The sequence below is a fragment of the Pseudomonas sp. GG8 genome (genome assembly GCF_052976945.1).
Map to the genome: position 1 here is coordinate 4,287,328 of NZ_JBRIIP010000001.1, position 25,932 is coordinate 4,313,259.

General features: G+C 56.3%; 16 protein-coding genes, 1 other RNA gene and 3 pseudogenes. 13 read left to right on the plus strand and 7 right to left on the minus strand.

Going from position 1 to position 25,932, the window contains the following annotated elements:
- Positions 1-39: 39 nt before the first annotated feature.
- From ssrA to ACVBEG_RS20635, 3 genes and pseudogenes are all read left to right on the plus strand, one after another.
- Positions 40-433: a transfer-messenger RNA gene (ssrA, locus tag ACVBEG_RS20625) on the plus strand.
- 186 nt (positions 434-619) lie between these two features.
- The gene (locus ACVBEG_RS20630; RefSeq protein ID WP_447108258.1) at positions 620-1,876 is read left to right on the plus strand and encodes an integrase domain-containing protein; all 1,257 of its coding nucleotides are present in this window, start codon (positions 620-622) and stop codon (positions 1,874-1,876) included.
- A 258-nt stretch (positions 1,877-2,134) separates the two neighbouring features.
- Positions 2,135-2,242 (plus strand): annotated as a pseudogene (locus tag ACVBEG_RS20635) (LysR family transcriptional regulator); the annotation flags it as partial.
- 40 nt (positions 2,243-2,282) lie between these two features.
- On the opposite strand, the gene ACVBEG_RS20640 reads toward ACVBEG_RS20635, so the two are convergent.
- The 3 genes from ACVBEG_RS20640 to ACVBEG_RS20650 are packed head-to-tail and all read right to left on the minus strand — an operon-like array spanning position 2,283 to position 7,995.
- Positions 2,283-5,486, minus strand: a complete 3,204-nt coding sequence (locus ACVBEG_RS20640; RefSeq protein WP_447108259.1) for a hypothetical protein — start codon at positions 5,484-5,486, stop codon at positions 2,283-2,285.
- 12 nt (positions 5,487-5,498) lie between these two features.
- Positions 5,499-6,914 (minus strand): hypothetical protein, encoded by a 1,416-nt coding sequence (locus ACVBEG_RS20645; protein WP_447108260.1) that lies wholly within the window; start codon positions 6,912-6,914, stop codon positions 5,499-5,501.
- A 55-nt stretch (positions 6,915-6,969) separates the two neighbouring features.
- Positions 6,970-7,995 (minus strand): helix-turn-helix transcriptional regulator, encoded by a 1,026-nt coding sequence (locus ACVBEG_RS20650; RefSeq protein WP_447108261.1) that lies wholly within the window; start codon positions 7,993-7,995, stop codon positions 6,970-6,972.
- Positions 7,996-9,751: 1,756 nt separating this feature from the next.
- On the opposite strand from ACVBEG_RS20650, the gene ACVBEG_RS20655 reads away from it, so the two are divergent.
- From ACVBEG_RS20655 to ACVBEG_RS20695, 9 genes and pseudogenes are all read left to right on the plus strand, one after another.
- Positions 9,752-11,152, plus strand: coding sequence for a YfjI family protein (locus ACVBEG_RS20655; RefSeq protein WP_447108262.1), 1,401 nt, complete (start codon positions 9,752-9,754; stop codon positions 11,150-11,152).
- Positions 11,136-11,495: a hypothetical protein gene (locus tag ACVBEG_RS20660; protein ID WP_447108263.1), complete on the plus strand. Its 360-nt coding sequence runs from the start codon at positions 11,136-11,138 to the stop codon at positions 11,493-11,495. Before ACVBEG_RS20655 ends, ACVBEG_RS20660 begins: the two co-directional genes overlap by 17 nt.
- On the plus strand, positions 11,473-12,453 hold the full coding sequence (locus tag ACVBEG_RS20665; protein WP_447108264.1) for an integrase domain-containing protein: 981 nt from the start codon (positions 11,473-11,475) through the stop codon (positions 12,451-12,453). The genes ACVBEG_RS20660 and ACVBEG_RS20665 overlap by 23 nt, the downstream gene beginning before the upstream one ends.
- Positions 12,450-12,725 carry a hypothetical protein gene (locus tag ACVBEG_RS20670; RefSeq protein WP_047295632.1) on the plus strand — a complete coding sequence of 92 codons (276 nt, stop codon included), beginning with the start codon at positions 12,450-12,452 and terminating at the stop codon, positions 12,723-12,725. Before ACVBEG_RS20665 ends, ACVBEG_RS20670 begins: the two co-directional genes overlap by 4 nt.
- A gap of 682 nt (positions 12,726-13,407) precedes the next feature.
- On the plus strand, positions 13,408-14,295 hold the full coding sequence (locus tag ACVBEG_RS20675) for a hypothetical protein (protein ID WP_447108265.1): 888 nt from the start codon (positions 13,408-13,410) through the stop codon (positions 14,293-14,295).
- Between the two features lie 184 nt (positions 14,296-14,479).
- Complete coding sequence (gene hsdR, locus ACVBEG_RS20680; protein ID WP_447108266.1) at positions 14,480-16,846, plus strand: EcoAI/FtnUII family type I restriction enzme subunit R; 2,367 nt, start codon at positions 14,480-14,482, stop codon at positions 16,844-16,846.
- Positions 16,847-16,934: 88 nt separating this feature from the next.
- Entirely contained in the window at positions 16,935-18,404 is a 1,470-nt protein-coding gene (locus ACVBEG_RS20685) for an N-6 DNA methylase (RefSeq protein WP_447108267.1), read from the plus strand.
- On the plus strand, positions 18,401-20,767 hold the full coding sequence (locus ACVBEG_RS20690) for a restriction endonuclease subunit S (RefSeq protein ID WP_447108268.1): 2,367 nt from the start codon (positions 18,401-18,403) through the stop codon (positions 20,765-20,767). Before ACVBEG_RS20685 ends, ACVBEG_RS20690 begins: the two co-directional genes overlap by 4 nt.
- Before the next feature lie 351 nt (positions 20,768-21,118).
- Positions 21,119-21,696: pseudogene (locus tag ACVBEG_RS20695) on the plus strand (integrase arm-type DNA-binding domain-containing protein); the annotation flags it as partial.
- A gap of 1 nt (position 21,697) precedes the next feature.
- Here the strand turns inward: ACVBEG_RS20695 and ACVBEG_RS20700 are convergent.
- The 3 genes and pseudogenes from ACVBEG_RS20700 to ACVBEG_RS20710 all read right to left on the minus strand — a co-directional run.
- Positions 21,698-21,874: pseudogene (locus ACVBEG_RS20700) on the minus strand (MFS transporter); the annotation flags it as partial.
- A 165-nt stretch (positions 21,875-22,039) separates the two neighbouring features.
- Complete coding sequence (locus ACVBEG_RS20705) at positions 22,040-22,423, minus strand: VOC family protein (protein WP_322278261.1); 384 nt, start codon at positions 22,421-22,423, stop codon at positions 22,040-22,042.
- A gap of 91 nt (positions 22,424-22,514) precedes the next feature.
- The gene (locus ACVBEG_RS20710; RefSeq protein WP_322278259.1) at positions 22,515-23,633 is read right to left on the minus strand and encodes an S-(hydroxymethyl)glutathione dehydrogenase/class III alcohol dehydrogenase; all 1,119 of its coding nucleotides are present in this window, start codon (positions 23,631-23,633) and stop codon (positions 22,515-22,517) included.
- Between the two features lie 200 nt (positions 23,634-23,833).
- On the opposite strand from ACVBEG_RS20710, the gene ACVBEG_RS20715 reads away from it, so the two are divergent.
- A complete protein-coding gene (locus ACVBEG_RS20715; protein WP_323568096.1) occupies positions 23,834-24,850 on the plus strand; it encodes a LysR family transcriptional regulator in 1,017 nt (338 codons plus the stop codon).
- 106 nt (positions 24,851-24,956) lie between these two features.
- Here ACVBEG_RS20715 and ACVBEG_RS20720 read toward each other — a convergent pair whose 3' ends face one another.
- The gene (locus ACVBEG_RS20720) at positions 24,957-25,853 is read right to left on the minus strand and encodes a LysR substrate-binding domain-containing protein (RefSeq protein WP_322278253.1); all 897 of its coding nucleotides are present in this window, start codon (positions 25,851-25,853) and stop codon (positions 24,957-24,959) included.
- Between the last annotated feature and the right edge of the window lie 79 nt (positions 25,854-25,932).

Consider the following 25,932-nt stretch of genomic DNA (forward strand, 5'->3'; position numbering starts at 1 on the left):
AGGTAGACTCACCACTTGACTGCTAGAGCAGTTGTAATTGGGGCCGATTAGGATTCGACGCCGGTCGCGAAACTCTAGGGGCATGCCGAGTTGGTAACAGAACTCGTAAATCCACTGTTGCAACTTCTTATAGTTGCCAATGACGAAACCTACGGGGAATACGCTCTCGCTGCGTAAGCAGCCTTAGCCCTTCCCTCCTGGTCGCTTCGGCGCCAGCAATCACTAGGGGATGTCTGTAAACCCGAAGTGATTGTCATATAGAACAGAATCGCCGTGCAGTATGTTGTGGACGAATCGGCTAAAAATTACACAGCTCGCCCAATGCACCCTGCCCGTCGGGCCGCTGAGGGTTAACTTAATAGACACGGCTAAGCATGTAGTCCCGAAAGCGGAGTACTGGCGGACGGGGGTTCAAATCCCCCCGGCTCCACCACTTCAACATCTAAAGACGTCCACGGACGTCTTTTTTTGTGCCTGTAATCCAGCAAAATCAAGGATTTAAGCGCTTCTGGGGGCCAACGAGGTTTTTGGAGTTCCAGACAGTTTGGTATCCCAGGTGGTATCCCGGGCTACCCGGTGCTATTTTTAGGATACCAAAACGGTGCCCGAGGTAGCTCCCATGCCTACTCAAGCAACCCGTCTCTCCGATCGCCAGCTCAAGGCGGTCAAGGCAACTGGTAAAGACTTCGTCCTTAGCGACGGCGACGGCCTACAGCTTCGAGTACGCGCCAGCGGCTCGATGATGTGGAATTTCAATTACCGCGAACCGTTGACCAGAAGCCGTATCAATATGGCACTCGGTCCATACCCCGACCTCTCGTTAGCCAACGCCCGGAAGAAAGCCGCAGAAGCGCGTGAGTTGCTCGCTCTGGGCATTGATCCCAAAGCTCAACGCGATGAGGTAAGGCAAGCCAAACTCGCTGAGACCGAGCACACCTTCGAGAAGGTGGCCACCGCCTGGTTCGAGCTAAAGAAGGACTCCGTGACGCCAGCATATGCCGAAGACATTTGGCGCTCGCTAACGCTGCATGTTTTTCCAGACTTGAAAACAACGCCTCTCTCGCAGATCAGCGCCCCGATGGTCATCAAGCTCCTTCGTCCCATCGAAGCCAAAGGCAGTCTCGAGACAGTGAAGCGACTGAGCCAACGGCTCAACGAGATCATGACCTACGGAGTAAACTCCGGGCTGATTTTCTCTAACCCCCTCAGTGGTATTCGAGCGGTATTCAAGAAGCCCAAGAAAGAGAACATGGCCGCGCTACGACCCGATGAGCTTTCCGAGCTCATGATCGAAATCGCGAACGCCAGCATCAAGCGGATCACCCGCTGCCTGATCGAATGGCAACTGCACACCATGACCCGTCCTGCCGAAGCGGCTACCACTCGATGGGCAGATATCGACTTCGACAAACGCATCTGGACCATCCCGCCGGAGCGCATGAAAAAGCGTCGTCCGCATACCATCCCACTGACCGAACAGGCACTCGCGTTACTGGAGGCGCTCAAGCCCCACAGTGGTCACAGGGAATACGTGTTCCCGGCAGATAGAAATCCGCGCACCCACGCCAATAGCCAGACCGCCAACATGGCGTTGAAACGCATGGGCTTCCAGGACCGCTTGGTCAGCCATGGTATGCGCTCCATGGCCAGCACCATCCTGAACGAGCATGGGTGGGATCCGGAGCTGATCGAAGTCGCGCTGGCGCATGTCGACAAGGACGAAGTCCGAAGTGCCTACAACCGAGCGGACTACATCGAACGCCGGCGTCCGATGATGGCTTGGTGGAGTGAGCACATTCAGAAAGCGGCCACTGGCAACCTGTCGGCATCTGCGATCAATCAAACCAGGGACCATAACGTCGTGCCGATACGGTGAGCGCTCACCGGACGCCGCCGGTAACCGAGAATGACTCCCCAGATTGAGTGATGGTTGATTTGGCGACAGCGGCGACACCGGCGACAACCCGCGTAATACCTGGTCTGCAGCATGGCGACAGGAGTGGCGACTGTCGCCGCTGCAAGCCTCTCTCTTGGGGCTTTCTCGGTTAAGCCCACGCGAGCGGGAAGGCTCCGCATTCCCACTCGCATGGGCTCTGCGCAATTGCATCTACTTGACCAGTCATTTGCATTCGCGCTGTTCGTGGCCTACGCGCCCAATCGTCACATCAGTTTCAAGTTGCGGGTGTTCATCGACTGGATCGTCGAGTTGATGGCGGGGTATGGGGCGCAAATCGCGCGTTGACGGCAGAGGGGAGCATCGGCGATGCCCCCCCCGATCCGCGCTACGCTTTCGGCTGGCAGATGTAGTTGCCGCTTCGCAGGAAGGTTTCGTGTTTGTTCGGCGAGTAGACGCTCAAGGTGCCCTGCTCGTTGGCCGCGAAGTGCTTCCAATCGCCTTCTTCGAGTACCAGTTCCGCAAAGGTTTCTCCTGTCTGGCTCACGTAGAGCGCTTCCCGGCCCCAGCGCGTCGTAAACAGGCTCACATCCCGCAGATGGGCGTAGGCATTGATGCGGATGTCCTTGGACTGAAGCTTCCACTCGTAGCCATTTTTGTCGGACGTCATCACGCGGTCCGAGTAGAAGCACATCAGCGTCTGGCCCATACGCGTGATGAGCGGCGCATCGTAGTGGTCGTCTTCACTGGCCCAGGTGCAGGTTCGCCAGCCTTTTCCGGCAGTGTAGTAGCTGACGAAGGAGGCTACGTTGTTCTTCTTTTTCGACGTCGTATAGAACCAGTCGTACTTACAGAACGCGAGCAGGGTGTTTCCGTCCGGCAATGGCTGGAGGCTCTCCACCACGACACCTTCCGAAAGGCTCGGTGTGTCCTCCCAACGCTGCCACTGATTGTCGAGGTTCGCAGTGCAGAAGACGGCTATCTTGTCGTAGCTGTTGGTCTTGGTCGAATCGAAGATAAGGCCTTTTTCAATGTAGGAGTACTCCTTGCGCTCCTTGAAGTGCCAGAGCCACAGGCCGTTGAAATAGACGATTTCTTCGGTGCGGGTGAATTCGTAGCCCGCCACGTCCGGGAAGTGGCTCTGTTTCCAGTTCTGAGCATCGCGGGAGTAATAGAAGCCGTCGCTGTAGCCCGCCACGGCGATCCACATGCCGCCCACAAAATCCAGTTTGCTGATGTACGGCGAGTCTTCGGAGGCGCTGAGGCGCACGGTGTGCCAGTGCTCACGGTCGAGGCTGCGATAGAACCGATTGTCGTTGTCGACGATCAGCCAGGTGGTGCCATCGGTCTTGATGTACTGAATCTTCTCGGGGTCGCAGGGCGGGTGCTCTACCTGGCTCCACTCGATGCTGAACAGGTGATCACGGCCGTCCCTTTCGATGATGACCGACTGTTTGGCCAGTTTCTCCTGCTGGTGCTGGTCGAGCCGTTCGGCGCGCTGTTTTGCTTTGCGTTCGACCACCGACTCGTCGAATTGACCTTCCGTAAACAGATCGAGCTGTTCGGCAACATCGGTGCAGGCTTCGGAAAAGGAAGTGAGCGTATTGTCCAGCTGGCATTCGAAGTGATTGAACTGGTCGTACCAATCCTCGTTCGTGACGGAATTGTCCAATTCGAAATTGGCATACCCCGATTCGTCCTTGAACGTGATCGTTGGCAGTCCCCAGCGCGCCAGCACGCGATTACCCTGATTCAGCAGGCTGGAATGTCCGGAGATGAAATCGCTGATTTTCTTGCGCATCTCGTTCAGCGAGGACAGGCAGGAACCACGGCCAAGAGTGTAAGCCGTTCCCTCCACTTTGCTGCTGACCTTGCTCAGGAACGAGTCGTCCCATGCTTCCATGAAGAACGAATAATCAGAGGCTTTCAGGGTCGCTTTCGTCAGATCGTACGAAAGACTGCTGGCCTCATGACCGACCGTGCGCAGTCTGGCGCGAGCCTCGGTGAAGGTCTGCTCAAAACGCAGCTCGCGGTAGCGAACGATGTTTTTCCAGCCGTTGGTCTGCTGCTGCAACTTCTCGGCAGCCGCAAGCAGGTTCTCTTCATCCTGTTCGGTGATGATCACCAGCGCACGGGCGAAGTTTTCCTTGAACTGTGCGGGCTTGAGCGCGTTCAGGATACGCAGTACATGAGGACCTTCGATCTGTTTCTGGCACAGCGTCAGCAGGTAGAACGCATCGAGCAGCCAGGTGTAGGTCTTGTCGTCGCCTTTGAGCAGATCCTGAAGGATCGGCAAGTAGTCCTGAGCCTTGCGGGGGTTGTCCGCCAGCGCTCCGATTTCGCCCGGCACCTGGGGGCAACCGGCCTTGTGTGCCAGCAATTCCAGAAACTCACGGCCCTGTCGGTTCAATGACGCCGAGTTATCGATGCACAGGGCGAACAGCAACAGGTAATTGTGTCGGGCGGTCAGGTCATCAGTGGCGTCGAAGAAGGTATGGGTGTGGATGTCCGGCAACGATGAGGTTAGCGCGACGGGTTCTGCATGGGCCTCTTCGACGGCCTCATCCGTCAGAGCGTTCAGGCCGTGCTGATCCTTGTAAATCTCCAGGATCAGCAGGCTACCGCCGATGATTTCCTCGATCAGGTCGCGCATCCGGTACTGGGTATAAAGACCGGAAAATTCTTTGCCAAAGAACTTGGAAATGATTTTTTCGCGTTTCTCGTCGCTGTCACAGACATCACCGTCCGAGATCATGTCGATGATGCGGTCGTACTCGTCGGAGAGGTAATACAGCGAGTTGAACGCCAAACCCGAGATGTTTTTCTGGACGAAGTACGAATCGGCGACATGCTCTTCGAACGATAGCTCGATGACCGAGCGGTAGCGTTCGATGCTGGTGGTTTCGATCTGATCGATCAGGTCGATGATGAAACTCAACAGCTCGACTTCTTCGTCACAGTCCACGTCCAGCTTTTCCAGCGTGACGATCAGGTGGTTGATGTCTTGCGTGGTCAGCATGACGCCGGGGTGGCTGCGCATGAAGTCATACGCCAGGTTGAGCACCAGCAGCCCCTTGGGCATCGATTTGAAGCGACGTTTGTTCGCTTCGATGTTCAACGACCATTGATGAAAGTTAGTATTGTTTTCAACCCGGATCAGGCGGCGATTGATCTTGTCGACCGCCACCAGGACGAAATTCCGGGTTTCGATGATGTATTCGTTCATCGTGCCCAGGTTGTTGCGGATCACCGCAATACTCTGGGCGTTGATCAGGTTCTGCTGCTGCAGTTGCTTGAGGTAGTGCCAGGCGAATTTCTGCATGTGCAGCGCGTCAACCTGGTTCTGCAACTGGTTCTGGCGATTCTTGCCGCTGAATGCACCGGCAAACCGCTTGAAGAATCCGCTCTCGGCTTGTTGTTTCAGGCGTTCCTCGCTGCACGTGACCAGCCGTGAAGCATCCACTGCCAGTTGCTGGGTCAGCGCTGCGTTGTTCTGGTGCTGGGCAACAAGTGCCTCAACCGCTTCCTGCTCCGAGGCGTCCAGCGGTTGATTGAAGATTTCCTGGGGTGCTGCTTCGACCGTTTCGCTCATTGAAAATACGCCTTAAAGATTATCGATCAGGTTCTTCAACTGTGTGCTTTGGGCGGCCATGGTCTTGACCTGGCCAGCAAAATGGCGCTCGGACAAGTACAGGCCCTTGTGAAATTCGGCATAGAACGACTGCGACATCTGCAGGTATTCCAGCGAGTCATGCATGAGCATGGCGTTACCCACCACGTGTTCGGTGGCGGTCAGTGTCAACCGGAAACTTTTCTCGATGTGGTTGTCGATAGCGATGCTCATGGCCATCGTGGTGATCAGGCCGCCGATAATGCCGCCCACCAACGCACCGATCGGTCCACCGAGAGCGCCCACCGCAGCGCCCACCGAGCTGCCGACGACAGCTGCACCAGTCTGCAGTAGATTGTGGCCCGTTCGGGTTTCCAGCTCTTCGCTTGTGATCTTGCCCGCGGCAAACAACACCACGTTTTGCACCACGTCCACGGCACATACCGCAGCAGCAGCCACACCATTGTTGGCGAAGGTGCGCTTGAACGCCGAGCCCGCGAACAGGACCGGCAAGTTGCGTGCTGTGATGCTGACCGTCGCAGTCGCGATGCCTGCCTTCAGCGCGCTGTCACCGGCGGCGATGGCGGTGTTTTGGAGAATCTGGAAAGTCGCTTGCTCCACCGTGATTTCGCCGTCGCGGACTTGTTTGATCGACTGGAAAGTATTGATACTGCCCGCGATCACCGTAGTGATGACTGCTGCCGAACCTGCCGCGTGAAGGCTTTGTTGAACGGTGGCCTTGTTCAGGTAACCGTTCTGCATCTTTTCATGCAATTGCTTGCCTGCCTCGGTGCCGCTGCCCAGATGCTCGGCGTCCCGTTTGCCCAGAGGCGTTGACTGAACGCCCTCGACATCGAGGTTGTCCGTCGTCTTCTCGCGAACCTTTTCGGCGGCATTGGCCACTTCCGGCCGCGTTTGCTGGTTTTTCAGCATGTCTCGTTTGGCCGCTTCCTTGATCTGTTCGATCTGGTCTGCAGGCCCGATGAATGCATCACTGTCCTGATACTGATGAATGCCGTCTTTGGTGGATCTGAATGCCTTCTGCGTGGCATCGCCATTCTTGAAATATTTCAATTGCGCACCGAGCAGTTGCTCGTCGCCCTTCATGACCACGATATCGTGGGTGGTGTGATTCTTCGCTAGCGGGGTGTTGGTGAAGTTGTCAGTGAAGGCGCGGACTTCCTTGTCCTTGAGGATCGCGTCCAGGTTGAATGATTCGGCGTGCCATGTCTCTGCGGCGAACCCACCTTTGATCGCGCTGTTTTGCGCGGTTCCGGCAATCTTGTCGATGATGGCGTTCGCGTGATTGATTTCGCCCAGCATGTGGCCAATCTTTTCCGACGCCTGGGTGGGCCAGATCGGGCAGAGGCTGACTGAGCTGTTCAATGCCTTTTTACGTTGGTTGTCCATGGAGCTTCCTTGGCATCATCTAGATACAGAGGGTTGATCGGCGCGCTGTTGGGCATCAGGTGCTTGTTGAGGCGGCGTCGCAATAGAGGGTTCGCAAGTTGTTCAGCTTCTGGCGGATCTCATCGACCCAGACCTGTGGCGCATGGACCCGAATGTTGTCGTTGAGCCCAAAAATCCACCAAAGCGTGTCCCGGTCCAGCGACACTTGAGCGTGCAACCGTTTCCAGTTCTGGTCGGGGAGGTCGCTGAGGTTCTGCACACTGCTCAGCGGTGTCTCACTGAGCAGGGCGGCAATCTGCGGGTGAACGTCGGCGACCAGTTCGACCTGCGCATCGGCTTGTCGATGGTTGAAAATCCCTGTGTCGATGTAGTCGTCGACGTCGAACGTGGCGTGCAACTCCGCTACTTCATCCAGCACCCTGACCTCGCGAATGCGATGCAGGGCGAACTGACGAAGATCGTCGTAGCCGTCCACCGACGCCACCAAGTAGCTGATGGCGTGTCGCGACACCAGTCCGGCGGGGTGCAGACGGAACCGCTTGAGTTCGCTTTTGCTGCGGCTCTGATACGTCACTTCCAGTTTCCGGCGCTCCAGCAAGCCGGTTGAAACCTCACTCCAGACCTGGGGTGCAATGCTGGCAGGCAGCAAGGTTTTGCCGTTGGGAACCGTTCGGACCCGCTTTGCCCAATCCGCCAGGCCGTTGTTACCCAGATCGCCCAGAAAGTTTCGGGCGCGCCTGAATTGGGGGCCGAGTTGGTCCAGCACCGCTTGCGGGAGCAGGGTGGTCAGATGTCGTTCGGAGAGGTAGAGCGCCAGCGCTGTCGGGGTGTCCATGTCTTCCAGTTTCAGCGGCGCGTCGCGGGTAAAACTCCAACGAAAGGGCGTTTCACTGTCGTCGCACTGCAGCGAGAAGGGAATGGACAATCGGTTCAGATCGCGCTGAACGGAGCGCAGCGTCACGGAAAAACCCTTGTCCCGGAGTTTTTCCAGCAGCGTCGAGGTGGCGATGCGCTGCGGCTCCGTGGGTATCAGACGCAGCAATGCGAACAGCCGCAGCAGCGTATCCTTCGCTTGAGACATGGCAACTACCTTGTAAGCCTATTCAATGGATGGTCGCCATTTTGGCGCCAACTTAGCATCGATGCTACGAGATTGGATGGCTTAGTGCCATCTTTCTGTATTCCATAAAACTAAAGTCTCGACATGTGCAATTGTCTGCGCCTGCTCAACCGGGGGCACGCCGGCTCTGGGCATCGCGTTTGAGATCGCTGTATTCGCGATAGAACGCGTAGCCTTTCTGCAGAACGACAAATAATCCGATCACTGCAAGCAGGTTTTTCATAAGAGGCTCCTTGATTTGCAGTCATTGTCTTCAGTGGGGCGACAAGGTATGTCGCGCTCTATCTTGTTCAGGACCAGAAATTCTTCCAGACGCGCCTTGAGCACCTCTTTGTGGGTCGCCTCCCGGTATCCGAGCGGCAAGTCATGGCAAGCCGGGCAGCTTGTGGGAGGCGGCAAAACGGTCGGTCTTGAATCACAACAAGGCAAGACGGTCGTTTTCCAGAAGCATTCGGGACAGACAAAGGTGAGAGGGAGTGACATGAGCATGGCGACCACGTGCAATCTTCGGTGCTGCAAGATTGCTTTGCGGGGGCGACAGCACATGTCGCTCATCCGTAGGCGCTGAGCAGGAAAGGAGGCGGAACGGGCGACTCACTGAACTAAAAGCCATCGTTTTATGTTTTTTCGCCAGAACCTGCCCATAGAGGCGGCACTTGTTGGGAAGTAGCCTGCTCTTGACCTTCGGTCATAGCGTTCACGTCAGCACTCTCGGCAGCAGCCGTGGCGTGAACATCTTCGGAAACATCCGCGAATTCGTGACTGGCAGTTTTGGCCGTTCTCCGCCGGTCGTCACTACGGCGTGTGCTGGTCAAATCGAATGCAAACGGTTGATCAGCACGAATGCAATTGACTGGTCAGTGACGATGCAAATGGGTGGTCAAGTCCATGCAATGACGCAGGCTCACATTAAAAACCGACGAACGACCACCCGGCCATGGAAAGCCACCGGCCTCCAAGGTCTTCCAGCGCTACCGATTGGCGCAAGATTCGCCCCCAAAATCCGGTTGACCGCAAGCAGAACGAGCGCTAAACCAGAACCGTACCAGCGCTGTCCTCGACAGCACCCAGGTAGCCAGAACCTTTGAGGCTATGCCACATCGTGGTGGTTCTCCCCAAGTGCGATTAGCGTCCGGCGGCTCGCACGGTCACAGCAATGTGATGGATGCCCACTTCTTCCAGAATGCCCACCACGGCAACTCATGCCCCCACCTGGCTGCTCTGCAGCAATTTATCCGCTTGGCCATTTCTTGCGCCAAGTTTTTGCCCGTCTCTTTGCCCCCTAAAGAGACGGGCGCTCCTACCACTGCTGCAGCCCTGCTCGCACGGGTCTTTGCGGCTTTCCCCATCGTGACAATCGGTGTGACAACCACCGAATGCTCACTCACCACAGCGATGCCGATGACGGTGCCGCAGCCCACGGAATGGACTGCACCTGACTGACAGTCAGGCATGCCCCGGTCATCGCATCACTGCCTTCACCCGACTCAGGATCTCGCGGCGCTGGTCTCGTCAGCCAGTGCAGCCTCCACCCGCCCACCGCTATCGGTGTTCAGGAGGCCAGATCATGAGATGCCCCAGCTCCCGGTCGTAAGGAGCCGTCAGTCCCGCGTTAGTGGACAAACCTCACAGGTCGCAGGGGCCTTGATCCCTGATAACACTCAACAACCGTGGCGGGATGAGTGAGGACGACGTCGATAATCTCAGGAGAATTGTGATGCAACTGTGCGAAGCGTTCGAGCCCCCACAACCCTTGCTGGAATACCAGCAGGCGCCACTGTCCTACCCGGTCGAAGCACTCGGGGAATTGTTGGGCCCGGCGGTCGAACGACTGGCCGAGGTGATCGGCGTGCCCTGCGCCATGGCTGCGCAATCGGTGCTGGCCAGCGCTGCCCTGGTGAGCCAGGGCCATGCCAATGCCCAACTCGATGGCCGAAGCTATCCGCTGTCCCTCTACCTACTGACAGTGGCGTCCTCGGGTGATCGCAAAAGCGCGGTGGACCATCTGGCACTGAAGGCAGCCCGCGACTGGGAACGACAGCAGTGGAGCCTGTATGAGGAAAAGCTCAAAGCCTATCGCGCCGCTACCAGCATCATGGCCAAACCCAAAACCTCAAAGACAACCTCCGAGGCGAAAGGCGGCGAGCTGTCCGAGCCGGTGCCACCGAGACTGATCATTGCCGAGCCCACCATTGAGGCCCTGGTCAAAAGCCTGTGCCATGGCTTGCCCAGCATGGGTTTGTTCAATGATGAAGGTGGCCAATTTTTGGGTAGCAGCACCATGAGCAAAGAGAATCTGCTCAAGGCAATCACCACCTTGTCGATGCTGTGGGATGGCAGCCCGATCGACCGGGCTCGCTCCATGGCCGGAGAAAGCCTGCGTGCCTATGATCGCCGCCTCAGCCTGCATCTGATGCTGCAGCCCTACCTGGCCAACCAGATTTTCAAAGACCCGGTGATCAATGGACAAGGCATCCTCGGCCGTTGCCTGATCAGTTGGCCTGAGCGCCTGGCCGGCCAGCGACTCTACAAGGCAATCGACCTGACCCGCGATGCCAAAGTCCAGCGCTACCAACAACGGATCACCGCCCTGCTGCAAAAGCCCTGGTCGCTTCACAAGGATGGCTCACTCAATCCCGCCACGCTGGAGCTGACTCCCCGTGCCCGTCGTGCCTGGATTGATATTCACGACACCATCGAATGCCAGTCTGGCGAGTTCGGCGAGCTGGCCGGCGTCCAGCCTGTCGCGAGCAAGGCCGCGGCGAATGTACTGCGCATCGCAGGTGTGCTGGCCATGGTGGAAGAGGCCAGTGCGTTGGAAGAAGCACACATACAGCGCGCCTCCACGCTGATGGATTACTACCTGGCCGAGATCCAGCGCCTGACCGAACAGGAGCCGGTCAATAGCCGATGCGAAGAGGCGGATCGACTGCTGCGCTGGCTGGTACAGAAAGGCTGGACTCACTTCACCATTCGCGACGTCAATCGCAACGGCCCTCGTTTTGCCCGTAAGAGCGCTGACCATACCGCCTCTTTATTGGTCGTGCTGATCACTCATCGCTGGCTGACCAGCCGCGACGGAAAAACTTTCGAGGTTCGCCATGTTTCGCCTCAATGACGCGGTGCGCCGCTACCAGACGCAACATCAACCGCAGCCAGAATCGCGGTGTGTCGCCGCCTCAGTCGCCACCCTGTCGCCACGCGCCAGGCCAGAAACGACGCGGGTTGTCGCCACTGTCGCCGCTGTCGCCACACCACCCCTAGAACCTGCCCACATCACTCTGCTGATAAAGCAACTGCGTGAGGAAGGGGCGCTGCTGCAACACCACGGGAACTCCCTCCTGATTCGCCCGACACACTGGCAGCAGCTGGCCAGGCTCAGCCCCCACTGGAAAGCCCTACTGCTCTTTCTGCAAACAAACGAAAACGGTGAAGACGATGGCCCTGGTCGGACGGCGTGATGGTCGCAACTTTGGCTATGGCCGCCAGCTGAGCTACGCCGGCCCACAAGCGCTAAAGGATTTGTTTGGCGGCGGCCACTTTGCCACGGTCAAAGCTCATAGCGATCGCTGGCAAGCGTTCGTGCGTTGGTGTCGGTCAGAGGACGGTCCCGGTTACAACGATGCGCGCCAGATCGATCGACGGACGCTGCAAGACTACGCTGCTTACCTGCGCCAGCAGATCCAGCAAGGTGAACTCTGCATCGCGACCGCGCAGAACCGCCTGAGCAGCGTCAACCGTGCCCTCGCGGCGCTGCGCGGTGATCAGGAAGTGAGGATCGCCAGCCCGAGTCAGGCGTTGGGACAACAGCGCTCGAGCGTACGCACCCGTGCGCCGGATGGCCAAGACCACCAACAGGTGCGGCGAGTACTCGAGGCGCTTGGCGAACAGCAACACGAGCGGGTGGCCGCGATTGTCCTGTTGGCCCGAACAACCGGCATGCGCCTGCGCGAAGCGATCCTGGCCGACCTGCCACGCTTGCACCGCGAAGCCGAACACTTAGGCCGCATCAACATCCAGGACGGCACCAAAGGCGGCCGTTCAGGGGCATCAGCGCCGCGATGGGTTGTGGCTAATGAAGAGGTGAAGGCGGCGCTGCAGTTGGCTCGTCATGCGTCGCCGCCCCATAGTCGCAACTTGCTGGCCCGAGACGAAAGCTACGCCGCGTTCCTGCAACAGACCGTGCTCCCCGCCCGCGACACGCTACATGAACACGGGCTGAAGGGCTTTCATGAACTGCGAGCAGCCTACGCCTGCGAGCGTTACGAACAGCTCACTGGCCACGCCGCACCGGTCAATGGTGGCCACTGCTATCGCCTTGACCGTGACCTTGATCAACAGGCGCGGAAACAGATCAGCCTTGAACTCGGGCATAACCGGATCGATGTAGTTTCGGCCTACATTGGAGGTCGAGCGTGACCAAACCCTTCGATATGGCGCTGTTCCTGAGCGGCGTACTGAATGGCTCGCAGGCCACCCAGCAACGACACCTACGGCAAGCCCGAGTCATGCAAGCGGCCATTCAACAACGATGGCAGCGAGACAATCCCTGGACCTGGCAGCTCAAGCATGTGCGCTGGTTTCTCACTCAGCACCTGAAAGACCACTCCGACGCCACCCAGTATTACTATCGACTCACCACCCTATTGATCTGGAAACGCTTAGGAAATGACCGCGAAATGCTGATCTAACGCTCGAATCGTGGATAGGCCCCCCGGACCGCCCTCAGAAATCGTAGGGCTACTTGCTCAGCGAGATCCTCACCTTCACGGTTATCGGGCAACCTATTTTCGGTGCATGCTATTTTTCGACTATGGATCACCAATGTAGGTCAGCGCGTCTCAATGCCGGAGCTGATAGGCTTAGCTAACGCTACAGTACCCACACCACAGTTGACATTTCACTTGACAACTGATTAGATTGTTAAAGATCGTCTTTTAATGCGTTAAAGGCTCACTAGGTACCAACAGGAGGGCTGGCTACGCCAGCCCTCCTGTTGGTACCTAGTGAGCGAAAAACAACTGTTTTTTTCACACAAAATGGTCGCAAGGTAATGCATTTCGTCGGTTAAAGCCTTGCAATCACAGCCCTTCACCTGTAAATGCGCAGACTGAATGTGCTAACCTCAAATTCAAGTCTATATCTCCACCCTTATGGGTACTTTGCCATGATCAGCGGCCACCAGCATTCAAAAGACCTTAGCTTTGCGGAAATGATGAGCCTTAAAAGCAGCTCACGTGACCGCCAGGTTGATGCTGTCTATGCAGCTGACCCTCAGATGCTTGAAATGGCTGCTGCCCGTGCCAAAGCCGCCCTTCGTGGCAACTCTGCTTCAATCGCTCGCCCACAACGATTCTCTGCGCTAAGCAACTGATGCCCGAAACGGTAAACGAAGACGCTCCGTTCGCCCTACTTGAACGTTCAGAGCTCTTCGCTTTCCTGCTCGATCTAATTCAGCGCGTCTACCGTCCCTCAATTCAATCAGCTGTCACCGATTACGGCCTTGTGATCGTTGGCGGGCAATCGCTTACGCTTTGGGCCCGGCAATACCTCATCGACGAAATGACAGGCGAGGATGTCGGATTCGTCACTAGCGATGACTTGGACTTTATCGGCAAGCCCAACTCTATTGATTATTGCGCCCAGATGATGGGCGTCCCTTTTCGCAAGGCGAAGATGGACGACAACACGATAAATATTGCCGCCGCGTACATTGACTGGGTTGACGGTAAAGAGGTCATCGTCGATATCCTGGAAATGGATAGCGTCGGGGGCGCGCCCAAAAAAGAGATTTTCAAATATTTATCCGTCCTGGATATCGAAGGTGTGCAGGTCGCCGTCATCGACCCCATCACGTGTCTAAAGTCCCGGTTGTTCAATCTATTCGCTTACTGGCAGGATCGAAAGCACCGGGAGTCAGTGCGAGTGAAGATCGCACTACGCGCGTCGAACCACTACCTGCGCGACTTGCTGGTTCATGATGGTTATCGAGTCATATCAGAGCATATCCATCGAATTAAGGCCTTGGCCCTGACACCGCTCGGCAAGCGTGTGTATGTCGAATATGGGATCGACGTGCTGGACGCCATCCCTTACGATCCGACGCTGTTTCCAGCGGCCTACATGGATCGGGAACGACCGAACATGCTCCGCCAAATTGGTGATGTACGCCGACGGAAGTTAATTCAGTACCAACGATTCGCTTGTGGCCCTATCCACCCTAGCCATCTTCAGCCCGCTGCAGAGAACGATCCAAGATAAAGGAATCGGGACGACGCAAAACACTCGCGCGGTCATGGCTACGACTCATCTTGCCTACAGCTTCAACCACCAAAATCCGATCTTCCCCCGTGCCACTATCAAACAAGGTACATTTACGCCCATCGAGCACGATCAGCAGTGCAGGAATAGAGCGACCAGGCCGGCTTGAAAGGGAATTGGGGTTATGGATAAAAAGTCGCTTTCCGAGCGCGACATCTGCAGCAAGTACATCGCCCCAGCCGTCCAGCGAGCTGGATGGGACATGCACAAGCAGATGCGCGAGGAAGTCAGCTTTACCAAAGGCCGCATTATCGTCCGGGGCAAACTTCACAGCCGTGGAGAAGCACGCCGCGCAGACTTCATCCTCTACCACCAAGCCAACCTGCCTATCGCGGTGATCGAGGCAAAGGACAACAAGCACTCCGTTGGATCGGGCATGCAGCAAGCCCTGGGCTATGCAGAGGCGCTGGACGTACCGTTCGTGTTCTCCAGCAATGGCGATGGTTTCCTGTTTCACGACCGCAGTGGCACAGGCAGCCAGGTAGAAACCGAACTCACCCTTGATCAATTCCCCAGCCCTGCCGAACTTTGGCAGCGCTACTGCCAGTGGAAGGGGCTGGATAATACCGCCCAGCACAAGATCGAAGCCCCCTACTACGACGACGGTTCCGGGCGCATGCCGCGCTATTACCAGATGAATGCCATCAACCGCACCGTCGAAGCTGTAGCGCGTGGCCAAGACCGTATCTTACTAGTGATGGCCACGGGCACCGGTAAGACCTACACCGCCTTCCAAATCATCTGGCGGCTGTGGAAATCGAAACAGAAGAAACGGATCCTGTTCCTGGCTGACCGCAACATCCTGGTCGACCAGACCAAGAACAACGACTTCAAGCCTTTCGGCCAGGCGATGACCAAAATCGCCAAACGTCAGATCGATACCTCCTACGAGATCTACCTGTCGCTCTATCAGGCCGTCACCGGCACTGATGAAGAGATGAACATCTACAAGCAGTTCTCCCGCGACTTCTTCGACCTGATCGTGATCGACGAATGCCACCGTGGCAGCGCCTCCGAGGATTCCGCCTGGCGTGAAATCCTCGAATACTTCTCCAGCGCCACCCATGTCGGCCTTACCGCCACACCAAAGGAAACCAAAGAAGTATCCAGCATCACTTACTTCGGTGAGCCGATTTACAGCTACACCTTGAAGCAAGGCATCGAAGACGGCTTTCTCGCCCCCTACAAAGTAGTGCGTATCGACTTCGATAAAGACCTGCAAGGCTGGCGGCCACCCAAAGGCATGCTCGATAAGAATGGCGAGCTGATCGAAGACCGCATCTACAACCTCAAGGACATGGACCGCACCCTGGTTATCGAGGCGCGGACCCAACTGGTGGCGCAGAAAGTTACCGAACTCCTCAAGGCCACCGATCAGTTTCAGAAAACCATCGTCTTCTGCGACGACATCAACCACGCTGAGCGCATGCGCCAGGCACTGGTCAACCTCAACCCCGAGCGTGTGGCTGAGAATCGCAAATACGTTATGCGTATCACCGGCGATGACCAGGAAGGCAAGGCCGAGCTGGACAACTTCATCAACCCGGAAGAGCGCTACCCGGTGATTGCCACCACCAGCAAGCTGATGACCACGGGCGTCGACGCTCAGACCTGCAAGCTGATCGTGCTCGACCAGCACATCAAATCGATGACAGAGTTCAAACAAATTATCGGTCGCGGCACTCGCATCAACGAAGACTACGGCAAGTACTGGTTCACCATCATGGACTTCAAAAAGGCCACCGAGCTGTTTGCCGACCCGGCTTTTGATGGAGACCCAGTGGTGATCTACGCCCCCGACTGTGACGACTCCCCCGTACCTCCCGACGATCCGCTTGCCGATGAAGACGGCATCAGTGCAGGCGATGCTACCGATAGCGACGACCTGGAATTCACCGGCGAGGATGAAGACAAAAAACGCATCAAATACATCATCGACAACGTCCCGTTTTATGTCATCGCCGAGCGTGTGCAGTACTATGGCCCGGACGGCCGACTGATCACCGAATCGCTACACGACTACACCCGCGCCTGCGTGCAAAAGCAGTTTGCCTCGCTGGATGACTTCCTCCGGCGCTGGAGTGATTCCGAGCAGAAGAAAGCCATCATCGAGGAAATGGCCGTCCAGGGAGTGATGTGGGAAGCCTTGGCCGAGGAAGTGGAAAAGAAGCAGGGTAAGCCGCTCGATCCGTTCGACCTGATCTGCCACGTCGCCTTCGATCAGCCCGCCCTATCACGCCGCGAGCGGGCGGAGCAGGTGAAAAAGCGCAACTATTTCGCCAAGTATTCTGGCGCAGCCCGCCAGGTACTGGAAGCATTGCTGGATAAATACGCCGATACCGGCATAGAGCATATCGAGGACATCAAAATCCTTCAGCTCGACCCATTTAGCCAAATCGGTGCGCCCATCGAGCTGGTCAAAGCTTTTGGCGGCAAGGCTGGCTACAACAAGGCTATCCACGAACTGGAAGACGAACTTTACGCAAGCTAAGGGCTAAGCGCCGACGACATGCCAAAGCAGTCGTCTCCACTATCCGGTAGAATTTCGCCCCCCTTGCGGTACGCGTTGAGAGAACTTCATGTCCATTAGCTCCACCATCAAGTCCATCCAGGACATCATGCGCAAAGATGTTGGCGTAGACGGCGACGCCCAGCGCATTGGCCAGCTAGTTTGGCTGCTGTTCCTGAAGATCTTTGATGACCGTGAGCTGGAATGGGAGCTGATGGACGACAACTACCGCTCGCCCATTCCTGACAGTTGCCGCTGGCGTACTTGGGCCGCCGATCCGGAAGGCATGACCGGCGACGTGCTGAAGGACTTTATCGACAACAACCTGTTCCCACAGTTGCAGAACCTGCACGAGTACAGCAACACGCCCTCGGCCTTTGTGGTGCGCAGCGTGTTTGAAGACGCATACAACTACATGAAGTCCGGGCAGTTACTACGCCAGGTGATTAACAAGATTCAGGAAGGCGTGGACTTCAACAAAGCCCAAGAGCGCCACGAGTTCGGCAACCTCTACGAACAACTGCTGCGCGACCTGCAAAACGCCGGCAACGCCGGCGAGTTCTACACCCCGCGCCCAGTCACTGAATTTATGGTGCGCATGGTCGACCCCAAGCTAGACGAGAAGGTCATGGATCCGGCCTGCGGAACAGGCGGCTTCCTCACATGTGCCATCGAACACAAGCGCAGCCGCTATGTAAACACCGCCAAAGACGAACGCACCCTGCAGGCCAGCATTTTCGGCGTGGAGAAAAAGCCACTGCCGCACTTGTTGGCCACTACGAACATGATCCTGCACGGCATTGAGGTGCCGAATCAGATCCGCCACGACAACACCCTGAGCAAACCGCTGATCAGTTGGGGCCCGAGCGAGCGCGTGCACTGCATCGTCGCCAACCCGCCGTTCGGCGGTATGGAAGAAGATGGTATCGAAACCAACTTCCCCGCCGCCTTCCGCACCCGTGAGACAGCAGACCTGTTTTTGGTGCTGATCATGCAGTTGCTCAAAGATGGCGGCCGCGCCGCTGTGGTACTGCCCGATGGCTTCTTGTTTGGCGAAGGCATCAAAAGCCGGATCAAGGAAAAGCTGCTGACCGAGTGCAACCTGCACACCATCGTTCGCCTACCCAACGGCGTATTCAACCCCTACACCAGCATCAAGACCAACCTGCTGTTCTTCACCAAGGGCACACCGACCAAACAGGTGTGGTTCTACGAACACCAGTACCCGGCAGGCGTTAAGAACTACTCCAAGACCCGCCCCATGCGTGTCGAAGAGTTCTCCGTCGAAGAGGAATGGTGGGGCAACGAGGCGGACGGCTTTGCCGCACGGGTGGAGAACGAATTTGCCTGGAAGGTTGGCGTCAAAGAACTGCAGGCACGCAACTGGAATCTAGACTGCAAAAACCCACATATCGGCGAGCTGGTCAGCCACGACCCGGACGAGCTGCTGCGCAACTATGCCACCCTGCAAGGCGAGATCCGCGACCTGCGTGACCAGCTTAAAACCTTACTGGCTGAAGCCCTTGAGCGCCAGGTATGACCGTATTGCTGACCGATAACCTACCGCTGCTTGCTGGCGCGCCTAATGGCATCCAGAAACTGCGCGAGCTGATTTTGGAACTGGCGGTGCACGGCAAATTGGTACCGCAAGATCCGAGTGATGAACCAGCCAGTGAATTATTGAAGCGAATTGCTGAGGAAAAAGCACAGCTGGTAGCTGAGGGCAAGATTAAGAAGCAAAAGGCGCTAGATGTAATAGACGAGGAAGAACAGAGATTCTGCTTGCCTGTAGGGTGGGAGTGGGTACGTCTTGGCAGCCTGAGTCAGATAAAAGGTGGTAAGCGCTTACCTGCTGGAGCAACCTTTTCACCTGAAAAAACTCCGCATGTGTACATCCAGGTTACCAATATGAAAGGTGGCACCATTATTGATCAGAGCCTCAAATATATTGATCAAGTGACTCAAGGTGCCATTAAGCAATACACCATATCGAAGGATGATCTTTACATAACTATCGCAGGCACTATCGGCGATGTGGGTATGGTGCCCGACCACTTCGACGGAATGAACCTTACTGAGAATGCGGCAAAAATAGTTTTCCAAAAAATTGATAGACGCTGGTTTCAGCGAGCACTGAATAGCCAGTTCGCTCAACGCCAGTTTTCAGATAGCACGAACCAATTAGCTCAACCGAAGCTTGCGCTTCATCGGATAGCGGATTCAATTCTCGCTCTTCCACCCCTCGCGGAACAACACCGCATTGTCGCCAAAGTCGATGAGCTGATGGCCCTGTGTGACCGCCTGCAAGCCCAGCAGGCCGACGCCGGAAGCGCCCATGCCCAACTGGTGCAAGCGCTGCTCGACTGCCTAACACAAGCCAGCAACGCCACCGATTTTACTACCAACTGGCAACGCCTGGCCGAGTACTTCCACATCCTGTTCACCACCGAATCCAGCATCGACGCCCTCAAACAAACCCTGTTGCAACTGGCAGTGATGGGCAAACTGGTACCGCAAGATCCCAGCGATGAACCGGCCAGTGAACTGCTCAAGCACATTGCGGAGGAAAAAGCGCGATTGGTATATGAGGGGAAGCTCAAGAAGCAGAAGCCACTGGCGAAAATTGGGGAAGAGGAAAAGCCATTTGCGTTATCGAGGGGGTGGGAATGGTGTCGGATCAATGATTTAGTTTCTATCAAACACGGCTATGCGTTTTCAAGTTCATATTTCAGTGAATCTGCCTCCTCGCTAATTTTAACCACGCCAGGAAACTTCTTAGAGACGGGTGGCTTCAGAGAACGTGGCAGCCGAACCAAATACTATCGCGGCCCCGTATCGCAAGAATTCATTCTTGAGCCAAGTGATCTGATCGTTGCGATGACCGAACAGGCTGCAGGACTTTTGGGAAGTGCCGCCTTTGTCCCAACAGATGGCAAAACCTATTTGCATAATCAGCGGCTGGGAAAACTAGTTTTTAATCGCGAGCTTCTTTCGCCTGAGTATGTCTTCCACTACTTCAACGGACCATTTCTGAGGGCGTGCATTGCCGATAGCTCGACTGGAATGAAAGTGAAGCACACATCCCCTGAAAAAATGGGGTGCATCTTATTCCCCCTCCCCCCTCTCGCAGAACAACACCGCATAGCTGCCAAACTCGATCAATTGATGGCGCTCTGCGACCAACTAAAACCTCGCCTAACCCATGCACGCCAGTTGAACGAACAGTTAGCCAGCACTCTGATCGAACGTGCCCTGACCGAAGATGGTCTGCAGGTTCCAATTGCCACGGATCGGCAAACAGCTCGCACCCTGCTCGCCGCAGAAATTACTCATCAACTGCATAGCCAACGTACCTTCGGCCAACGCAAGCTGCAGAAAGTGATTTATCTGGCAGAGCACGTGGCCAGGCTCGCCGCTATCCAGGGTGACTATCTGCGCGACGCCGCAGGCCCCCATGATCGCCAATTGATGAATCAGATCGAAGGTGAGTTGCAAAACCGTAAATGGTACGAGCGCATCGAACGCGAGACTGTTGGCTATGCCTACCACCCGCTGTGCCAGGCAGGGCAACATCAGCAGGCATATGAGAACGCCTGGTTAGCCGCAGAACGTGCCTCTATTGATCAGGTTATCGAGCTGATGCGAGGCTGGGATACCGATCGTTGCGAAATGACCGTAACACTTTACGCCACTTGGAACGACTTCATCCTGGAGGGCCGCCCAGTTTCCGATGACGCCATCGTGGACGAAGTCATGCATAGCTGGAACGACACCAAGCTACGCTTTGGCAAAACCGAATGGTTGGCGGTACTCGCAGAGATGAAAAAACACAAAATCCTAATGCCTACCGGCTTTGGCAAGCGCACCAAAGGCGGCATGCTCAGCTTGCCCGGCTTCGAGTAAACAGATGATCCTTTTGGCCGTCCTTTGCAAGATACGGAAACGAAGCATATTGCTCATTCCAGCTTCTCTCGGTATTCCAATCGGTATTCCAAAGAAATTTACAAACTCACATTAAGCAATTAAATCAAATACCTAACGATCCAATTCAAATTACCCCGGCCCACCAAATCCACAAAAAAAGACGTCCACGGGCGTCTTTTTTTGTGCCTGAAATCCAGTGAATACAGGGGTTTCAGAGCCACCAACGTCCATGGACATCCGACAGAATCCACATCACCTGGTATTCCACATGGTATTCCAAGCCCCTCAGTGGTAATTTTTGGAATACCGAATGATGTCGTGGAATACCTCATATGCGCCCAAGCCACCCGCCTCTCTGATCGCCAACTCAAAGCTGTAAAACCGAAAGACAAGGACTACGTCCTCAGCGATGGCGACGGCTTACAGCTGCGCGTGAGGGTCAATGGCTCTACGCTCTGGAACTTCAACTACCGGCACCGGTTACCAAGAACCGTATCAACATGGGCCTCGACACCTACCCAGAACTCTCGCTCGCTCAAGCCAGGAAGAAAACGGTCGAAGCCAGAGAACTTCTCGCTCAGGGCATTGACCCGAAAGAACAACGTAGCGCGTTGGAGCAGACAAAAAGGCAGGCAACCGAGCACACATTCGAGAACGTCGCGTCTGCTTGGCTTGAACTGAAAAAGGATTCTGTAACTCAGGCTTATGCCGAGGACATCTGGCGCTCGCTCACGCTGCATGTTTTTCCATCGCTGGGAACAACACCTATCTCGCAGATCAATGCCCCGACGGTCATCGAGCTGCTGCGCCCTCTAGAAACCAAAGGCAGTCTGGAGACAGTGAAGCGACTGACCCCACGGCTCAACGAGATCATGACCTATGGCGTGAACTCGGGAATGATCTTTGCCAAGAAACATAGGCACGCATATGGCCGAGCCGCCTGATCAGTCGGTGGCCGACCGCCCTGCCAAGAATCAATCCGAGGAAGTTGACCGCCATCAGAGCCCCGACCCAGAACTCACTGACACCCTCAACGCCCAGGCGCAGCGCCAGATAAGTGCTGAGAAGGCACGAGCCAAACTGCATCAGTAATGAGGCCAGATACAAAGCACTGAAACCTTTTACAAGCCTGAGCACTTGTATCTCCCCTCTTGCAAAGAAGCGCCAACCTGCATCCTGTCCAGACCGTGGTGACTGCACCTGCCGGGTGGGGAAATATGGCGAGGACCTGTTTAGTCCTCGCCATAACGCTTAGGCCGGTTTGAAGCAGTAAGCGGCCAGCTTGTTGCCGTCGAGGTCGCGGGTGTAAGCGGCATAGGCGTTTGGTGCCCAGTCGCGAGTACCTGGAGCGCCTTCGTCGGTACCGCCGGCAGCCAGGGCGGCAGCGTGAAAAGCATCTATTGCAGCTCGGTTCTGCGCCTCGAAGCTGACAGTGACACCGTTACCCACACTGGCGGGAGCGCCGTTGGCCGGTTTAAGGACGAAGAAGGATGGTGCACTCTCGCCCCAGATCGAGCCGTTGTCGGCCAGGTCGGCGATACGCTTGTGGCCCAGCTTACCCAATACGCTGTCGTAGAAAGCACGGGCTTTGTTCAGGTCGTTGGTGCCGACTGTAACGTGGGTGAATATGCTCATTTATTATCTCTCTAAGGTAAAACGAGGGGGGTGGGTGTTGCAGCTCCGTCAGGGAGGGTTACCCCGACAGTTATCCGTTGTGCTTATTGACTCAACGATCGAAGTGAATAACGGTGCGGATGCTCTTACCTTCGTGCATTAACTCGAAGGCCTTATTGATCTCTTCCAACGGCAAATTGTGGGTGATAAAGGTATCCAGCGGGATCTCGCCCTTCTGCGCCTTTTCCACATAGCTCGGCAGCTCGGTACGACCTTTTACGCCACCGAAGGCCGAGCCACGCCATACGCGACCGGTCACCAGTTGGAATGGCCGGGTGCTGATTTCCTGACCAGCACCGGCGACGCCGATGATTACCGACTCACCCCAGCCCTTGTGGCAGCTTTCCAGGGCGGCGCGCATCAACTGCACGTTGCCGACGCACTCGAAGGAGTAGTCGACGCCTCCATCGGTCATCTCGACAATGACTTCCTGAACCGGCCTGTCGTAATCCTTCGGATTGACGAAGTCGGTGGCGCCCAGCTGCCTGGCGATCTCGAACTTGGCCGGATTGATGTCGACCACGATGATTCGTCCGGCCTTGGCCATGCTCGCGCCAATGATCGCCGCCAGACCGATGCCCCCCAAACCGAAGATCGCCACCGTAGCGCCCTCCTCGACTTTGGCGGTATTGAGCACCGCACCGATGCCGGTGGTGACGCCGCAGCCGAGTAGGCAGACCTTTTCCAGCGGGGCGTCCTTAGGAATCTTGGCCAAGGAAATCTCTGGCAGCACGGTGTACTCGGAAAAAGTCGAGCAGCCCATGTAGTGATAAATTGGCTGCCCCTGATAGGAGAAACGGCTAGTGCCATCGGGCATCACGCCGCGCCCCTGAGTACTGCGAACCGCCTGACAGAGGTTGGTTTTGCCGGATTTACAAAACTTGCACTCACGACATTCGGCTGTGTACAGCGGAATCACATGGTCGCCGACCTCGAGCGAGGTGACGCCAGGCCCCACTGCGACGACGATACCACCCCCCTCATGACCGAGAATACTTGGGAAAATGCCTTCTGGATCAGCCCCAGACAGGGTGTAGGCATCGGTGTGACAAACGCCAGTGGCGACGATACGCACCAGCACCTCACCGACCTGTGGCGGCGCGACATCCACCTCAACAATCTGTAATGGTTGGTTGGCAGCGAAAGCTACAGCGGCGCGCGATTTGAGCATGATCTAAATTCCTGTTCTTTCTGCGGATTGATATAAGCCATGTGCATCTCACTGAAGCGAATCATTGCGCGCTGCAAGGCAAGCACCTGCTCCGCCATGGCGACGATGACGTGCGCGGTGATCGGGTCGCACTGCCGATCAACCCGTCCGCTGAACGTTTCGGTGCCAGCGGGGTAAGCGCGGTCATCTGTAGCCCTCCAGTGGCTATTGCCGAAAACAGATTGCGCCCGACCAAATTCCAAGTCACGCTCATTATTCTTGGCTTTTTTGTGAATTTTTTTCAGGTTCTGTCCATGAAACTCAGTTTGGATCATCTGGTAATGCTGCAGTGCCTGTCGGAAGTCGATTCGATAACGGCGGTTGCCGAGCGGTTATGGGTGACGCCTTCGGCGGTCAGTCATCGTATCCGTGAGGCGGAACGGCGCTTGGGTGTGAAGCTGACGGAGCGCGCGGGAGGCAAGTTGCGACTGAGTCCCGCCGGCGTGCGACTGGAGCGGGCGGCAAGAGATATCACAGCGATTCTGAACGAGGCGGAGGCCGATGCTAGTTCCATGGCTGGCGGCGTATCCGCCTTCGTACGGCTGGGGGTCACTTCCTATGGCCCCTTCCGCTGGATTCCGAAATTCATCAAGCATTACGCCGCACTGCGTCCCGATATCGAAATCACGCTGGTCATGGTGCATCGCGACGAAATTTACACCAGCTTGATTCAAGGCAAGCTGGATGTCTCGATCATTGACGATGGGATGGTGCCAAGTAGCGTCGCTAAACTCCCACTGTTTCGTGACGAGCTGATCGCCATCATGGCGACAGATCATCCCTTGGCCGGAAGGCACACTATTCACGCTGAAGATTTCAAGACCTATAACCTGGTCACCTATTCGACCGAGCGATCCAAAGGCTGGGAATACGACCGTTTCTTTGCCCCGGCCGGTGTTCTGCCGCGTCGCATGATCACGGTGGAGGTGATCGAAGCCATTATCGAGCTGGTGCGCTCCGGCTACGGCCTCAGCATCTTGCAGCGTGATCTGGTGACACCCAGCCTGGAGCGAGGTGAGCTTGCCTGGGCGGCCCTTAATGACGGGCTCGATATTGCCTGGAATGCCATTGTCAGGCCCGCGGAGCCGGAGGGCAGCGAGGTGAATCAGATGGTTACAGAACTGACTAGCTGGATGACTACGCAGAGAAACGCTGAAAACTTTCAGGACTTGCCCTAACACAGCCTAAAGATTGCGCTCGCCCAACCAACAACTCTGGTGGGCTCAACCTGACCACACATGGCGTCACCTCGCGCAACTGTCAAAAACTATTTGGCCGTAGTCGTTATTTCCTCAACAGTGCCAGCATCCGCTTGATATCGGCACGGCCGGTCTTGGCGATGGGCACAAAGGAGCAGTAAGGATGACCCAGTCGTAGTGACACCGATGACAAGGCGATCAGTTGTCCAGACTCCAGATCACTGCGCGCCATAAGCTTTTGCCCCAGTGCGATACCCAGGCCCAGGCGCGCCAGTGAAATCGACAGACTGGATAATCCGCTACGTCGACCTTGTTTCGGGTCAGGATAGTGGCTACTTCCCACCTGGGAAAACCAATCGCGCCAGGTCGGATGGGACGCATAGTTGATGCCCCAGTGAGTATGAATGAATAGGTTCTGCTGGATTTGCGCGAGGTCGAATTCCTGGTTGCCATGGGTATGCCAGAACTCGGGAGAACAGACCGGGATCACTTCGTCATGCACCAGAGGTATCACTTCCAGGCCAGGATAGTGGTAATCCCCATAACTAACTCTAAGGTCAATATCATGGCGCGCGAGATCCACTGGGTCATCTTCCACGCGGATATCGATCGACAGCTGCGGATAGAACTCCAGCAGCGCTGGCAACTTCGGCGCGAGCCAGGATTCGGCGAGGGAATACGGAACGCTGACAACCAGCCGCCGCGCATGCAAGTCCCCCTCGAGAATCCGCGTTGTCATGGCGGCTATATCGCTCAGCGCCCGGGAGGCCTGCGGATAGATGGCATGCCCGGCATCCGTCAGGGTGAGGCGGTTGCCGGCTCGCACGAAGAGTTTGCGCCCGAGGAAGTCTTCAAGATGCCTGACTTGCTGGCTAACGGCCGCGGAGGATACGCCCAACTCCGCGGCCGCTAATACGAAGCTGCCCATCCGCGCGGCAACTTCGAAAGTTTTAACTGCATTGAGCGGTGGAAGCCGGTTCATATCGAACTCCTTCGAAAGATTTTCTAAGGAAACGCTAACAATTTATGCCGTTGTTGGAAAGTTTTTCAGGGGGTAATTT